Genomic DNA, 14,836 nt, shown 5'->3' on the forward strand with positions numbered 1-14,836 from the left:
TACGACATGAAAACATCTTTCGCATTCACACGACCCGCCAGGACGCTGGCGCCGCTCGCCCTCGCGGCGGCGTTGACTGGCTGCTCCATGGCACCGAAGTATGACCGGCCCGCAGCGCCGATCGACACGGCTTATCCCTTGGGCGCGGCCTATGTGGAACCGGCGGCCGCGACGCCCGACGACGCGATCACGGCCGAGATCGGCTGGCGGGACTTCTTCCGCGACCCGCTGCTGCAGCAGTTGATCGGCATTTCACTGGAGAACAACCGCGACATGCGCAAGGCCGCGCTCAACGTGGAGGCGGCTCAGGCGCTGTACCGTATCCAGCGTGCCGAGATGCTGCCGAACCTGGGCGTTTCCGCCCGCGGCGCGTCAGAGCGCGTACCGGCCGACCTCAGCACCACGGGGCAAAGCGACGTGCTCCGGCGCTACGACGTGGCCGGGGTGACGGCCGCCTGGGAACTGGACCTGTGGGGCCGCATCCGCAGCCTCAGCGACCGGGCGCTGGCGTCCTACCTGGCCCTCGACGAGACCCGCATCGCCACGCAGATGAGCCTGGTGTCCGAGGTGGCCAGCGCCTACCTCACGCTGCGTGCCGACCAGGAACTGCTGCGCCTGACGAGCGACACCCTCGCCACGCAGAAGCGCTCCTACGGGCTGACCACCCAACTGGTGGAAGCGGGCAACTCCACGCAGCTCGACCTGCGCCGCGCAGAGATCGCGTTGCGCACCGCCGAGGCCAACCATGCCGCCTACACACGGCAGGCGGCCAAGGACCGCAACGCGCTGGTGCTGCTGTTGGGCCAGCCGCTGACGCCGGAGCTGTCCCGGCAGCTTGACGAGGCCATGGCGCTGCCGGACGACATCGTGCCGACCGGCCTGCCGAGCGGCCTGCCGTCCGAACTGCTCGCGCGCCGGCCGGACATCCGCGCCGCCGAGCAGATGCTGATCGGCGCCAACGCCAACATCGGCGCGGCGCGGGCCGCGTTCTTCCCGACGATCAGCCTTACGGGCTCGGCGGGCACGGCCAGCGCTTCGCTGGACGGCCTGTTCGATTCGGGCTCGCGGGCCTGGAGCTTCCTGCCGCAGATCACGCTGCCCATCTTCCGCGGCGGCGCGCTGCGCGCCAACCTGGACGTGGCGCACGTACAGAAGCGCATCGAGATCGCCAACTACGAGAAGTCCATCCAGGCGGCCTTCGCCGAGGTGGCCGACGGCCTGGCGGGCAAGCGCACGCTCGATGAGCAGATCCGCGCGGAGCAGCTCCTGGTGGCGGCCAGCCAGAAGGCCTACGAGCTGGCCGAGCAGCGCTTCCAGGAGGGCGTGGACGACAACCTCACTGTACTCGACGCGCAGCGCACGCATTACGGCACGCAGCAGACCCTGGTGCGCACGCGCCTGACGCGGCTGAACAACCTCATCCATCTGTACAAGGCGCTGGGCGGCGGCTGGACTGAGCACACGGTGCAATCGGGCGCCACGGCGCAGCAGTCCGCCCGGTCGCCGGGATGAGGGCCGGCGCGCAGCGGTGGCGTCCCCCATCGCTGCGCGCGGAGAGCTGGATGAGGATTGGTGAACTCGCGCGCTTGACCGGCACGCCCCCTGAGAACATCAGGTTCTACGAACGGGAGGGCCTGCTGCCCGCTCCCGAGCGGTCCCGCAACAACTACCGGCGCTATGGCCCGGCCCATGTCGAGCGGCTTTACCTGATTCGCAACTACCGCGCGTCGGGCATCGGCCTGGATGACATGCGCAACTTGCTGGGCTGGACGCATCGCGAGTCCCCGGAACCCGAGCTGCTGACGCAGGCTGTCCGGGACCATCTCGCCTATGTCGAGGAACGCATGGCGCAACTGACCCGGGTGAAAGAGCACCTGCTCGCATTGGAACGGCAGGCTGTTCCTTCTGCCGCTCGGGAGATTTGCGAGGAGCGACCAGGTTGCGGCGGTTCATGAGCATCGCATGGCCGAATCATGGTCGGATAACTGAACATATATTCATGCGTGTAATATTTCCGGCCAGACAAACGAACAAGAAAGACCGCCCATGACCGACCAGAGCATCACGCGCCGAAACATCGGCGTTCTCACCGCCGCGCAGGCGCTCGGTGGCGCCAGCGCGCCCATCGTGATGTCGCTGGGCGGGCTGGTCGGCCAGCAGCTTGCCAAGGACTCGGCCTGGATCACCTTGCCCGTGAGCCTGTTCGGCCTGGGTCTTGCCATCGGCACCTTGCCTGCGGCGTTCATCATGCGGCGCCATGGCCGCCGCAACGGATACGTGGTCGGGGTCGGCTTCGGCGTGGCCTCGGGCCTGATCGCCGCGCTGGGCATCATGCTGGCCTCGTTCTGGATCTTCTGCGCCGGCACCTTCCTGGCGGGCTTCTACGGCGCGTATGTGCAGAGCTACCGCTTCGCAGCCGCCGACACCGCCGAGGACGCGCTCAAGGCCAAGGCGATTTCCTGGGTGATGGTGGGGGGTCTCGCGGGTGCCATCATCGGGCCGCAGTTGGTGATCTTCACGCGCGACGCGGTAGCGGGCACGCCCTACGTCGGCAGCTTCCTCAGCCAGGCGCTGCTGCCGCTGATCGCCCTGCCGATCTTGCTGATGCTGCGCACGCCGCGCCAGACCCCGGCCGAAGCCGCCGCCGACAGCGGCCGCACGGTGCTGCAGCTCCTGGCGATGCCGCGCTACGCGCTGGCCGTGGCCGCGGGCGTGGTGTCCTATGGGGTGATGGCGTTCGTGATGACCGCCGCGCCGGTGGCGATGGTCAACCACGGGCATTCGGTGGACAACGCCGCCCTGGGCATCCAGTGGCACCTGCTGGCGATGTTCGGGCCGAGCTTCTTCACTGGGCGGCTGATGGTGCGCTACGGCAAGGAGCGCGTGACCGCCGTGGGCATGGTGCTGCTCGCCGCCTCCGGGGTGGTGGCCCTGGGCGGGCTCGGCCTGTCCCACTTCTGGGGCTCGCTGGCGCTGCTGGGCATCGGCTGGAACTTCAGCTTCATCGGCGCGACGGCGGTGGTCACCGATTGCCACACCCCGGCCGAGCGCAGCAAGGCGCAGGGCATGAACGATTTCTTCGTCTTCGCCGCCACGGCGGCCGTGTCGTTCCTCGCGGGATCGATCCTGCACAGCTCGGGCTGGCAGGCGGTCAACTGGATGATCTTCCCGGCCCTGGCGCTGATCTTGGTGCCGCTGCTGTGGCAGACCGCGCGAAAGCCGGTGCGGCTAGGTCCGGGCTGATCGGGCCGATGCGGGAGGTGTTCCATCTAGCGGTCGCCTCAGGCGCTACATCACCTGCTTCCACCGCTGCAGCTTCGACAGCGCGTTGTCGTAGGCGGCGGAAGTGAAGGACTGGATCTTGCGCCGAGGGTCTTCATCGGCATCAACGGCGAAATGAGGGGCTTGACCTTCCAACAATGGGAAGCCCTACAGTGACTCCATCAATCTCATTCAAGGAGTTTTTCATGAGAGTCAACAAGTTCAGCCTGTTGTTCATTGCGGGCGCCGTCGTGGTCGCCATCGGCCTGATGGCCGTTCAGAAGAAGGTGGTCCCGTCGGGTGAAGTGATGCAGGCCAATGCGAGCGGAGATCACCAAGGGCACGCGATGCCCTCCAGCGCCTCGGCCAATGACAGCCCTTCCACGACCGCGTATCGCGCCGTGAACGACCAGATGCACGCGGGGATGGGAGCGCAGTTCACTGGCAACGCCGACGTCGATTTCATGCGCGGCATGATCCCGCACCACCAGGGCGCGATCGACATGGCCAAGGTGGCGTTGCAGTACGGCAAGGACCCGGAGGTCCGCAAGTTGGCTGAGGAGGTTATCTCTGCGCAGGAAGGCGAGATCGCCATGATGAATAAGTGGCTTGGAGAACGCGGCCAACAGGCGGCGACCGGCAGCTCGGGCGACGCCTCGACGACCGCCTACCCTGCCGGCAATGACCGCATGCACGCCGACATGATGATTGACTTCAGCGGCGATGCCGATGTGGACTTTATGCGCGGCATGATCCCGCATCACCAGGGCGCGATCGACATGGCCAAGGTGGCGTTGCAGTACGGCAAGGACCCGGAGGTCCGCGAGTTGGCTCAGGAGGTTATCTCTGCGCAGGAAGGAGAGATCGCCATGATGAAGAGCTGGCTTGCCGCTCGGGGAAAGTGAAGGCACGACCATGAACCAAGCCAGCACCCCGCGCATCATCATCTATAGCACTCCAGCCTGCCCGGACTGTCGGGTGCTGAAGGAGTGGCTGTCCCAGCAGAGCATCGTGTTTGAAGAACGCGACCTGACCGACCCGAAGATTTCTGCGGAAGCCAAGTCACGAACCGGCGTGCGCGTGGCTCCGATCACGCTCATCGGTAATGAGGTCTTCTATGGCACCTTTGCGAGCCAGAAGCCGGGGCTGATGAAGGCGCTCGGCCGTTCGACAAGTAGATGAAGGGTCTCAAGAAATACTTGGCCCGCGCTGCCGTCCAAGCTCCCAAGATACGCCGCCACCGCGCACCACGGCGGCGATATGCTGCCCCAGCCGCTGCTCGATCACCGGCCGCCACGGCACCAAGCTGAATCCCATGCCGTCGTCCAGCATCGCGTAGCGCCCGCTGGCGAGCATGACGCTGCGCCGGTAGATGCCAGCCACGCGCTGCCCGTCGGCCACCGGGCGATGCTCCAGGCCGGTTTCAGCGGCAATGCCCTTCGCGGCCTGTGCCAGTTCCCGGTTGCGCAGTGTGCCCAGCAGGTTGCGCGCCAGGATCACGCGCTGCCCGCGCCGCTCGGCCAGCCCCTGTTCGGCCAGGAAGTCGGCGCGCTGTTGCATGGCCTGTTTGGCCTCGCCACCAAAGCCCAGGTCGCCCAGGCCCGAGCCGCCGCCGATCAACTGCTGGTCGAGCCACGTGGCCCCGATCACGCGGGCCTGCCGCTCGATGGGCAAGTGCGATTTCAGCTCCACGGCCACGCCGCCCAGGCGCTGCGCGTCGTACTGGCGGCCACGCTCGGCCAGGTCGTCCGGCACCTTCCATAGCCCTTCGGCAACGCGCTCCACAATGCCGGCCCGACGCAGGGCCTCCAGCCGGCGGATGTGGGCGGCGACGACTTCTTGCGGGTCGCGTCCGGCCTTGGCCCGGCCCTGCCCGATCGCCAGGTGATGGTCAGTGCGGTACAGGCCATCGCTCGCCAGCGCGGCGATGTTCTTGTCGGCTGCGCGCACGTCGGCCGAGCCTTTCACCTCCACCACGGCGCCGCTCGGGTAGTTCGCCAGCTCGTCGCGGGCGTTGAGCGCGACGTAATGGGCCTTGCCGTCCACCCCGTCGATGACCAGATAGCCCCGGTCGCGCAGCTCGTCGGCCAGCCCCTTCGCGGCCACACGGCCGAGGATGGTTCGGCCATCGTCCCCCGGCTCGAACACGGCCAGCTCGCGCGGCTCGCCGCGCATGGCCCGCTGCACGGTGCGGATGATGTCGCCGCGCTCGCCCAGCGCGCGCAATGTCTTTTCCGCATCGGCATGGATGGCCCAGGTGCCGGGCTGCGTCTCGTCGGCCAGGCCCAGGCGCTGCAAGTGTTGCAGGCGGCCGATTAGCATCAGGCGTTGGCGCTGCAAGCGGGGGGCGTTGAACCTTTCGACGCGCACCAGGCCATCGCCGCCGGCCTCGCCTATCTCACGCTTGAGGGTGCGATCCAGGCTCGTCCACCGCTCTTGCTCCACCTCACGCTGCAAGGTCTGCTGGATCTCCAGTTCGGTGCGCGGCCCCAGCCATTCGGTCGCCAGCTCGGCGGCGCGATAGCGGAAGCCATCGGCGATGTAGTCGCCCGCGATGATGAGGTCTTTGCCGGTGTCGTCGCGCCCGCGCACGACGATGTGCGTGTGCGGGTTGTCGGTGTTCCAGTGGTTCACGGCCACCCAATCGAGGCCCGTACCCAGGTCGGCCTCCATGCGGCCCATGAGGTGCCGCGTGTAGGTGCGCAGGTCTTCCAGCTCCGCGCCATCCTCGGGCGAGAGGATGAAGCGGAAATGGTGCCGGTCGTCGGCGCAGCGTTCCTTGAAGGCGTCGAGATCGGCCACGTCTGTCTGCGGCCCGTAGGCTTGGCCCGGCTCGCCGTCGCGGCCCACGCCGTCGCGCTCGATGTAGCGCAGGTGCTTGGCGAGCGACTGCGGGCTGGCCCGCTGGTGGTTCACCAGCAGCGTCTTGATGGTCGCGCGCCGCGACATAGGCGTCAGCTTCGCCCCGGCGAAGCGTGCTGCCGTGTGGCCGCGCCCCAGGCGCGAGCCGGGCCGCTGGCCGGTGCCACTCGCCGATGCCGGACGGCGCACCGTGGACTTGCCGCTGCTGGCTTTGCCCGCCTGTTTGAGCACCTTGGAAACGAAGCTCTGCCCCTGGCCCTTGCCCCGGTTCTTCGGGGCGCTGGGGCGCACGCGGAAATCGTCGTCGCGGCGGTCGGTCATGGCTGCGCTCCCTGCAAGCTCTGGCGTGTCCTGTCGTGCGAAGCACGCGGACATGCCTGCATTGGCGCGACCTTCGCGCCGAACGCGGCACGGCGGCAAAGCCGCTCCGTGCCGCGCCACCCCCATGTGCAGACTGGCTTTCGACGCGGCCCGGTGCCGCGTCCTTTTGTCTTGCCTTCCGCCTTTGCCCCTCGCTGTCGCTCCGGGCGTCGGCGGCCCGGCGGCGCTGCGCTGCTTGCAGCCAGCGCGCCGGCGAACGCGCCAATGGCCGCAGGCCGGGCGCGTTCGAGGCAAGACGCCTGCACGCTGGATGGCTGCGCCGGATGTTGCGCGAGGCGCGGCGCGAATGCGCCCGCGCTGCACGCGCGACGACACGGCAGCAGCCACTGGAACGACATGCTCGATGGCACGATGAGAGGCACGGCAACGTGCAGCGAATCGGCGGCCATCATGGGCGTGTCTCCAGCCAGACCGGGTGCGCGATGCCGATCACGGCGGATGCGCTGACCGGGCCGAAATAGCGGCTGTCAAACGACGCCGGATTGGTCACGCTCAACAGGAACAGCTCGCCCGGTTCGAGGCGGCGGCAAAGCTGCAAGGATGGCAGCGGCCGGCCCAGCCGGTCGGCAGGCAGCGCGGCGGCCGCAGGCACGCCGTCGATGCGTACCTGCCCGGCGACGATGCAAACGTGTTGCGGCGCGACTGCGCCCACACGTTTGAGCAGCGGAACGCGGGTCGGCAGGTAGCCGCGCTGCGCAGCCAGCATGGCGGCCCTGTCGGGCAGCGGCACCAGCACAATGCTGTCCACGGACAACGGACGTGGCAGCGAGGCGGTGCGCAGGTCGAGCGGCTCGATGCGATACCAGCCGACCGCCACGCTGTCGGACGGGTTGTAGGTCAGACGCGGCAGCGGCGACACGAAAGCCGCCCAGGCCAGCGCAGCGAAGCCGACGGCGGCGAAGCCCGCCAGCACGATGCGAGCGCGCAGGCGCGAGCGAGGATGCGGCGCGACTTCGTGCGTGCATGTGGTGTTGGATTGGGTCGTCATGGCAGCGCCCTTCCGGCCAGCCAAGCGGCGTGCCGCTCGGCGGTGTATTCGGGCAGCGCTAGGCGGGCCGCCAGACGGTTGCCCAGCGTGCGCCAGTACGCGGGCGACACGTCGATGGCGGCGATGTCTTGCCCTTCGATGCCGTCGATGCGTTCCAGCACGACACGCACCGCGTTTTCGCCTTCGGCGTGCAGCAGCAGGCGTGCGCCCGGCTGCACGCCGGGGATGCACTGCATGTCGTCCAGCGGCGTGGCGGCTTGCATCACCATGAGCTGCCAACGGATCGTGCCGTAGTCGTTTGCTTCCCAGCGCACGCGGCAGAACATTGCACGCGGCAGGAACACCGCGCAGCGCCGCCAGCGGTCGAGCCGCAGCATGCGCGCCGGTTCGCCGAAACGCAGGTAGAGCTTGAATCGCGGTTCAATGTAGGCGAGCGATACGCGAGTCAGCGGCACGCTGCCGGCCTGGCCGGCGAGCGTCGAAAGCGAAGGCGGCAGCGCAGCAGCCGTCGCCGCCTGAGCGGCAGGCAAGGCGGATGCGTTCATGGCAGGTTCTCCGTGCGGTTGTCGGGGAACTCTCGTTCCAGTAGTCCGCGCAGCAGTTCGGCCACGGTCACGCCCTGGCCGAAAGCGGCGATCTTGATGCGCGCGCGCAGCGCGGGCGTCACGTCGAGGGTCAAGCGTGCGGTGTAGAGGTCGCCCTTATTGAGCGCATCGGCATCGCCCTGGCGAATCCACGCCTCGGCGTGCGGATTCGCGGGCGGACGTGCGCCGATGCCGACGCGCTTGCTGCGCAGGCTGCTCATGTCGGCCACCGCAGCAGTTCATCGGCGAGCGCGGCGATCTCGCGTGCGGCGGCGCTGTCGGGCGCTGTCTCGCGGGCGAGCCGGCCAGCGGCCACGCTATCGGCGAAGACGATGCGCTGGCGCACTTCGCTGCGCAGCGCCGGCAGCGGCTGTTCGGCCAGCGATTGCCGCGCTTCCCTGCCGATGATGGTGGTGCTGACGCGCCGATTGATGACGAAGGCCGCGCGCAGCGCAGGCCGGAACACCTGTGCCTCACGGATCAGCGCCACCATCTCGGCGCTGGCCCACAGGTCATACGGGCTGGGCTGCACAGGAATCAGCACGCGCTCGGCCGCCAGCAGCGCCGAGCGCGCCAGGGCGGCGATGCGCGGCGGGCCGTCGATGATGACGTGATCGGCGCGGCGCGCCAGCTCGGGCGCTTCCTGATGCAGTGTCTCGCGGGCGAGGCCCACGGCGCTGAACAGCCGTGGCAAGCCCTGCTGGCTTCTGCGCTGCGTCCAGTCCAGCGATGAACCCTGCGGGTCGGCGTCCAGCAGGATGACGTGCAGACCACGCAGCGCCAGCTCGCCGGCGATGTGGGTGGCGAGCGTGGTCTTGCCGACGCCGCCTTTCTGGTTGAGAAACGCGAAGATCATGGCGCGGCCCTCGCTGCTGGAAAGCCGGCCTGGCCGTGCCGTTTCGCGGTTGTCCACCGAAACGGCGCGCTTCTACTAAAAGTTAGAGATTTATAGTTAGGTAAGTTAGAGGGGACGCAAACCCGCGCCGTTACTGGCTTTGCGGCGTTTTCGTACTCCTGATAGCACGAGGGTCGTACTCCCGATAGCACGATACCCGGTACTCCTGATAGCACGAGGCCGTTCACACCTTTTCCCGCAGTTATCCCCGTGCCGTGAACGGCACGGGCCGGAAGGTCAGCAGTTCCAGCCTTTCGCCCGGCATCGGCTCGATGCCCAGGACGTAGCCGGGCAGCGACTGCCGCGCCACCAGCATGCGCAGGTCGTAGGCGAAGTCCGAGAAGCGGGCCGCGCTGCCCGACTTGCGGTAGAGGTGCCGGAAGTCGAATTGCCAGCCGTGCTCCTGCCGTCCGCCGTGCTTGCGCACCAGGCGGTACAGCCAGCGTTCGATGCCGCCCTTCAAGCGGAAATAGGCAGGGTCGATGGTCAGCACCAGGGCGGCATCTAGCACGCCGGCATAGAACCAGTCCGGCAGGATCAGCTCGATGCCCAGCGGCGTGCCGCTGGCGTCGGCCAGCTCGCGCCATTCGTTCACCCACGAAAAGCGGTGCAAGCGCCGCCCAGTGGTTTCGCGGATGGAAGTCGCCACGCTGGTCGATTGCAGCCGGTCGAGCGCGGCTTTCAGACGCTGGTAGTCGTTGAGGGACGTGCCGCGCCCGATGAAGCGCAGGATTTCGTAGGGCGTGGCGTGTATCCAGCGCGACGGGCGAATGCCTGCGTCGCGCGCCTCCACGATCTGCGAGGCCGCCCAAATCAAAACGTCGGCATCCCAGATCGTTGCGATGCCGTGCTCCTGCGTTCCCTCCACGCGGATGGTGATGCCACCCGCCCGGAAGTCGATCGGCTCGGTGCGCCGCGACTTGGCGAGCGAGAAGAACGGAAAGGCCATCAAGTCCTGGCTGTCGCGCGGCGCCATGTCGCCCGGCAACGCGCGGAACAGGTCGAGCTGTTCCCGCTGCTGCGATCGCTGCCCCGGCGGCAGCGATGGGCTGGACATGACGATGGCCACCGGCGAGCCGACGATCAGCGGCCATCACGGTAGTCGCCCGCGTGACGCTCGGCATATTCCGGGTCGGATGTGGCCTCGTAGCTGCGCTGGTCGGCCCAGGCATTGAGGTCGGACACCGCGTACATGACGCGGCGGCCGAACTTGCGGAACTTCGGGCCGCCGCCGATCACGCGCTGTTTCTCCAGCGTGCGCGGCGACAGCCGCAGGTATTCGGCGGCTTCGTCGTTGGTCAGGTAGCGTTGGGGCTGCACGGGCGCAGCGACAGCAGCGGCGGCAGGCCGCAAGGGAGCGGGTCGCACGGGATGTACCTCCATCAAGCCCGGCCACACCACGCGGCCGGATAGAGGCACTTTCAAGAAAGCAAGGCTTCTTGCTCAGGGACGTTTTGCAGGGGATGCAGCGCGTCCCTGTGCAACGGGCGGAAGCTGTGCAAGGCGGCGATAGCCTCCGCGCATCAGCGCATCGCCCCGGCGTACCAGCCGGCGAACGCGGGCGCGCAAGGCGCTGTCGGCGTACCAGTCGTCGGCAACGGCATCGACGCCGAATAGCCCTTCGGCCACGTCGCGCAGGGATGCGCCAGCGAGGGAGCCGTCGAGCGCCTGGAGCGTGTTCAACTCCAGCAGCGCAGCGGGGGCCGGCCGCGACCGTGCTGTTCCCGCTGGCGCTGCATCGCCAGCGGCGGCCAGCTTGTCCAGTTCGGTCGCCAGCGCCTGATAGCGTCCGCAGGATGCGGCGCAGGCGCGAATGGCATAGGCGTAAGCCATGCCGTCGACCAAGCCGGGAGCGATCACCAGCCGCAGGCAGCAGCCCGGCCAGCGTGTCAGCAGCACCAGGCGCTTACCGTCGTGGATCAGGTGCTTCTGGCCGGGGAGGCGCCAGAATGCGAAGGCCACCGCGTCGGGCGGCGGGTCGGCGTCCGGGTAGAGCTGCACCACCGCATCGTGATCGGGGAACCAGGCCGGATGCGCGTCGCGCGCATCCAGGGCGGGATCTTCCAGCAGGCGCAATCCCCAGCGCGCGGCGGCCTCTGGCCGGCGCCGCCGGCGCAGCCAGTCGCGGCGGTAGTCGGGGTGGCGGCGCAGGTATTCCCAGGCCAGCGCGGGGCCGTCGAGGTGCAGCGTGTAGAGATACGCGGCGGTCGGATACCAGTGTTCGGCGCTCGGGTCAGCCATGACGCAGCCTCCTGTCGTTCAGCAGGAACGTCGCCACGGATTCCGCCGTGCGGGAGCTATCGGGCCGCCATCAAGTCGTCATCGAAATCGGGATAGGCTGTAACTGCTGGTGTCAAGACTGATTCGCTCCAGGGCATTGCGGAAATCGTCTGAATGCGACGACTGCGCCGCCACGAAAATGGCGCGCAGCATGGAGCACCGTGCAGCAGCCCGCGCCAAAGATCATGACTGTTTGCAACAGAAGCGCACCGCTTCGGTGCAAGAGTTCGGATTCAGACCGCGCAGGTCTTGGGTAAGACTGAAATAGTCAGAATGCGCCGTCGTTGGCTGGGACTGCTCAGTCGGTGATCGAGCCGTTTTCCTCGGCCAGCCGCAGGTACTCCGACAGCAGCCGCACGGGCTGGAAGTAGCGATCGCGCATCACAGGTTGCTGGCGCGGCCCGACGATGGACGCCAGATCGGACAGCTTCACATGGCCCAGGCCGGGCATGCCTATTCCCAGGTCGATCAGCCCCCAGGCCGTATCGCCATCGGCCGGGTCGAGCGCGGCCAGCAGCCAGGTGGTGTGTGCGTCAGGCGTGAACAGTCGCACCACCGGCATCGGGTCGATGCCCCGATCAGCGGCGAGTGCCGCGCCGACGGCGAGCAGTTGCGCCCGCTGTTCAGCGGTGACGAGCGGCTGGGTCATGGCCCGAATCCCCACGCATCCGAGGATGCACGGATACGATTTTCCACCGAAGCGCGGAACCCCCGAAGCGGATGCGTGCTTTGGCGGGAAAGCATGAAGGCGCAAGCCATCGAATCCGTACATGCACGGAAACGCAGAAGCGGAATTACGTAGGCCAGGAAAGACACGGATGCGGTTCCCCGATTCTGTCGGAATCCGCCCATGCGGATTTCCGTAAAAGCACGAAAGCGGTTCGGCCAACAGGAATGAACACTTTAGATTGTAGCCCTATTGGGTGCAATGGTCTGTCATCTTGGTTTTTACGGGGAAACCAAGTTGGTGACAGCGAAACACTCATTGGCGACGGCAATACGGACGATCAGGAAAGCGCGTGGCTTGAGCCAGGAAGCGTTCTCCGACGTGTCCAGCCGCACCTACATGAGTTCGCTGGAACGCGACTTGAAAAGCCCGACCATGCACAAGCTGACCGAGCTGTGCGAGGTCATGGACGTGCATCCGTTGACGTTGCTGACGCTGGCCTATGCTGGCGACAGCACGCGCAAGGCCGATCAGCTTCTGGTGCAGGTGCGCCAGGAGCTTGAGGCGGTGTTGAAGGAACGCGACACGCCATAGGCGCGTGCGTGACGTGCTGCGCCAGCAGCACGGCGCCCCGCCGCAATGGGCGGGGCGCGGTGGGCGGCCGTCAGGCCGCCTTGGGCTTGCTGCGCGACCAGATCAGGTCGTGCGTGCCGTCTTCGTTCTCGATCAGGCGGGCATAGACCGTCGCCGGGAACGAAGGGTCGTCGAGGGATACGGACACGTAGGGCCGCCCGGCTTCGCTGGTCTTCTCCCACGCCGCGCCGATGTCGTGGCCGGCCGCCTGAAGGCGGAAGTCGGGGGCGTTCTCGGTGTCGCCCTTGTCGTTGGGAATCAGCTTGATCTTGACGTTCAGGGTCAGGGTGCGGAGCTGGCCGGTGAAGCCGTCTTTCTCTGCGGTGAAGGTGCCGATGTTAGCCATGATGTTTCTCCTTTCGGGTTGAACGAGGTCGCGCCAGTGCGTCCTTGTTGTGATCCGGCCGGCGGGGGATGGGCTGGCCGCACCGCGCAGCGGTCGCAACACCGTGGAGAGCCTGGAAGCGAAAAGAATTTGTCCCGAGAGGAATGCGCGTAGCGCAGGGGAAATTGTTTTCGCTGGAAGGTTGCGGCCATGAAGCCCAAGGCGCAGAGAGCTGGCCCCGGTGGTTTGAACAGCTGAGGCTGGTTCGATAAGTGGATTGCCTGCGGGATCAAGCGGCCTTGGGCAAAGGCTGCGGAAGGAAGTAAACCTCGTCCGGTGTTTGCCGATCAAGGGCGGTGTGCGGGCGGCGCGAGTTGTAGAAGTTGAAGTACCAGGCCAGCGATTCGCGGGCGTTGCTGACGCCTTCATAGGCACGCAGGTAAACCTCTTCGTACTTCACCGATTTCCACAGCCGCTCGATGAAAACGTTGTCGCGCCAGCAGCCCTTTCCGTCCATGCTGATGGCGATGCCGTGCTGTTTGAGCAGGCCGATGAAGTCGGCGCTGGTGAACTGGCTGCCCTGATCGGTGTTGAAGATCTCCGGTGTGCCGTGGCGAGCGATCGCTTCCTCGACGGCTTCGATACAGAACGCAGTATCCATCGAGATCGACACCCGCCATGCGAGCACGCGGCGGCTGTACCAGTCGATCACGGCGGCCAGGTAGACGAAGCCGCGGGCCATCGGGATGTAGGTGATGTCCATCGCCCAGACCTGGTTGGGCGCCGTGATCTGGCGATTGCGCAGCAGGTACGGATAGACCTTGTGCTTCGGGTGGCGACGACTGGTGTTCGGCTTTCGATAGATCGCTTCGATCCCCATGCGCCGCATCAGCGTGGCCACATGCTTGCGACCCACAACGTCGACCGGCTTGTTCAACAGGTCGCGCAGCATCCGGCTGCCAGCGAACGGAAGCTCCAGGTGCAGCTCGTCGATCCGCCGCATCAACGCGAGATCGACGGCCGAGACGGGCTTGGGCAGGTAGTAGACGCTGCCGCGGCTGATGCCGACGGCGGCGGCCTGCTTGCTCAGGGACAGCTTGTGGCTACGGTCAATCATCGCTTTGCGCTCAGCAATCCCGCCTTGGTGAGCGCGCCTTCTAAAAAATCGTTCTCCAGCGTCAACTCGCCGATCTTGGCGTGCAGCGACTTTACGTCCACCGGCGGTTCGGCAGGCCGCGACTCCTGGCCGAAGACATTCGCGGCACCGGCGAGCAGCTGCTCCTTCCATGTCGCGATCTGGTTCGGATGCACGTCGAAGCGTTTGGCCAGTTCGGCGAGCGTGTGCTCGCCCTTGATCGCGGCCAACGCCACTTTGGATTTGAAGGCCGGCGAGTGGTTGCGGCGGGTGCGTCGGGTCATGTTCTGCTCCTGGCGTGGCGATATCATCGCCTCAGTGAGCAGGTAATCCACCTATCGGGATGTTCAGATTTCCGGGACCAGCTCTCAGCCGTTCCCTCGCCAGGATTCACGACAAGCCAAGGACGCACAGGCCGCCCGCTCCCGAATGGAGATGTGGCCGACTCGGCATCCCCGCGTGACGGCTTCACCGGCTTGCACCCTGGCACTGGCAAGGCCAACACCCCAACGACAAGCGAGAACGCTCCTTGCCGCAGATTACGGCGACGGGCTTGAGGCGTGGCGTGGATGCTCCATAGCGAGGCCGGGTGGCGTGTCGGTAAACCGTCCTTCGTGACGTACAGGCGCGAACCGCCAGCGTCGAGGACGGCACGCTTTGGCTCAACCTGCCGCAGCAAGCCGGGGCGTAGCCCCACAAGCCCCGCCCAGTACGGCGGGGCGCTAACCTGGCTAAACCGGCAGTGCCAGTTCGGCAGTATTCGTGAGGTGCCAAGCTACGCGTGGCGGGGCTGGGCCATGCGCCGCCCCCCCCCCCCCCCGAAGA

Annotated in this window: 17 protein-coding genes; 6 read left to right on the forward strand and 11 right to left on the reverse strand. The window is 67.0% G+C overall.

The genetic code is table 11. The features are described from left to right. The first annotated feature begins 6 nt into the window (after nucleotides 1-6). From L810_RS34125 to L810_RS34145, 5 genes are all read left to right on the forward strand, one after another. Nucleotides 7-1,512, forward strand: coding sequence for an efflux transporter outer membrane subunit (locus L810_RS34125; protein WP_008786734.1), 1,506 nt, complete (start codon nucleotides 7-9; stop codon nucleotides 1,510-1,512). A 50-nt stretch (nucleotides 1,513-1,562) separates the two neighbouring features. Further along, nucleotides 1,563-1,955: a MerR family transcriptional regulator gene (locus L810_RS34130; RefSeq protein WP_019396549.1), complete on the forward strand. Its 393-nt coding sequence runs from the start codon at nucleotides 1,563-1,565 to the stop codon at nucleotides 1,953-1,955. A 91-nt stretch (nucleotides 1,956-2,046) separates the two neighbouring features. Further along, the gene (locus L810_RS34135; protein ID WP_008786732.1) at nucleotides 2,047-3,243 is read left to right on the forward strand and encodes an MFS transporter; all 1,197 of its coding nucleotides are present in this window, start codon (nucleotides 2,047-2,049) and stop codon (nucleotides 3,241-3,243) included. A gap of 224 nt (nucleotides 3,244-3,467) precedes the next feature. After that, nucleotides 3,468-4,166, forward strand: a complete 699-nt coding sequence (gene copM, locus L810_RS34140) for a CopM family metallochaperone (RefSeq protein WP_021162755.1) — start codon at nucleotides 3,468-3,470, stop codon at nucleotides 4,164-4,166. A 10-nt stretch (nucleotides 4,167-4,176) separates the two neighbouring features. Then, complete coding sequence (locus L810_RS34145) at nucleotides 4,177-4,443, forward strand: glutaredoxin family protein (RefSeq protein ID WP_008786730.1); 267 nt, start codon at nucleotides 4,177-4,179, stop codon at nucleotides 4,441-4,443. A 6-nt stretch (nucleotides 4,444-4,449) separates the two neighbouring features. On the opposite strand, the gene L810_RS34150 is transcribed toward L810_RS34145, so the two are convergent. From L810_RS34150 to L810_RS34190, 9 genes are all read right to left on the reverse strand, one after another. Next, entirely contained in the window at nucleotides 4,450-6,444 is a 1,995-nt protein-coding gene (locus tag L810_RS34150; RefSeq protein WP_019396546.1) for a relaxase/mobilization nuclease domain-containing protein, read from the reverse strand. A gap of 448 nt (nucleotides 6,445-6,892) precedes the next feature. Further along, the gene (locus tag L810_RS34155; RefSeq protein WP_021162757.1) at nucleotides 6,893-7,492 is read right to left on the reverse strand and encodes a S26 family signal peptidase; all 600 of its coding nucleotides are present in this window, start codon (nucleotides 7,490-7,492) and stop codon (nucleotides 6,893-6,895) included. Beyond that, nucleotides 7,489-8,037 (reverse strand): DUF2840 domain-containing protein, encoded by a 549-nt coding sequence (locus tag L810_RS34160; RefSeq protein WP_021162758.1) that lies wholly within the window; start codon nucleotides 8,035-8,037, stop codon nucleotides 7,489-7,491. Before L810_RS34160 ends, L810_RS34155 begins: the two co-directional genes overlap by 4 nt. Then, entirely contained in the window at nucleotides 8,034-8,297 is a 264-nt protein-coding gene (locus L810_RS34165; RefSeq protein WP_023123968.1) for a hypothetical protein, read from the reverse strand. The genes L810_RS34160 and L810_RS34165 overlap by 4 nt, the downstream gene beginning before the upstream one ends. After that, nucleotides 8,294-8,932 carry a ParA family partition ATPase gene (parA, locus tag L810_RS34170; protein WP_023082450.1) on the reverse strand — a complete coding sequence of 213 codons (639 nt, stop codon included), beginning with the start codon at nucleotides 8,930-8,932 and terminating at the stop codon, nucleotides 8,294-8,296. Before parA ends, L810_RS34165 begins: the two co-directional genes overlap by 4 nt. A gap of 241 nt (nucleotides 8,933-9,173) precedes the next feature. Next, nucleotides 9,174-10,028: a replication initiator protein A gene (locus tag L810_RS34175; RefSeq protein WP_023123967.1), complete on the reverse strand. Its 855-nt coding sequence runs from the start codon at nucleotides 10,026-10,028 to the stop codon at nucleotides 9,174-9,176. Between the two features lie 26 nt (nucleotides 10,029-10,054). After that, nucleotides 10,055-10,339: a helix-turn-helix transcriptional regulator gene (locus L810_RS34180; RefSeq protein ID WP_021162762.1), complete on the reverse strand. Its 285-nt coding sequence runs from the start codon at nucleotides 10,337-10,339 to the stop codon at nucleotides 10,055-10,057. A gap of 75 nt (nucleotides 10,340-10,414) precedes the next feature. Beyond that, on the reverse strand, nucleotides 10,415-11,212 hold the full coding sequence (locus L810_RS34185; RefSeq protein WP_021162763.1) for a DUF2285 domain-containing protein: 798 nt from the start codon (nucleotides 11,210-11,212) through the stop codon (nucleotides 10,415-10,417). A 337-nt stretch (nucleotides 11,213-11,549) separates the two neighbouring features. Further along, entirely contained in the window at nucleotides 11,550-11,900 is a 351-nt protein-coding gene (locus L810_RS34190; RefSeq protein ID WP_021162764.1) for a DUF2958 domain-containing protein, read from the reverse strand. Between the two features lie 318 nt (nucleotides 11,901-12,218). Here L810_RS34190 and L810_RS34195 point away from each other — a divergent pair, with 318 nt between their 5' ends. Then, nucleotides 12,219-12,512 carry a helix-turn-helix domain-containing protein gene (locus L810_RS34195; protein WP_034203400.1) on the forward strand — a complete coding sequence of 98 codons (294 nt, stop codon included), beginning with the start codon at nucleotides 12,219-12,221 and terminating at the stop codon, nucleotides 12,510-12,512. 70 nt (nucleotides 12,513-12,582) lie between these two features. On the opposite strand, the gene L810_RS34200 is transcribed toward L810_RS34195, so the two are convergent. Together L810_RS34200 and L810_RS34205 are read right to left on the reverse strand one after the other, a co-directional pair. Next, complete coding sequence (locus L810_RS34200) at nucleotides 12,583-12,897, reverse strand: DUF736 domain-containing protein (RefSeq protein WP_021162766.1); 315 nt, start codon at nucleotides 12,895-12,897, stop codon at nucleotides 12,583-12,585. Nucleotides 12,898-13,165: 268 nt separating this feature from the next. Further along, nucleotides 13,166-14,295, reverse strand: a protein-coding gene (locus L810_RS34205) for an IS3 family transposase (RefSeq protein ID WP_373453113.1) whose coding sequence is annotated in 2 segments (ribosomal slippage) — nucleotides 13,166-14,034 and nucleotides 14,034-14,295 — 1,131 coding nt in all. Because the reading frame shifts where the segments join, the coding sequence is not laid out codon by codon here. Nucleotides 14,296-14,836: the final 541 nt, after the last annotated feature.

The organism is Burkholderia sp. AU4i (genome assembly GCF_000466765.1).
Taxonomy (GTDB): domain Bacteria; phylum Pseudomonadota; class Gammaproteobacteria; order Burkholderiales; family Burkholderiaceae; genus Burkholderia; species Burkholderia cepacia.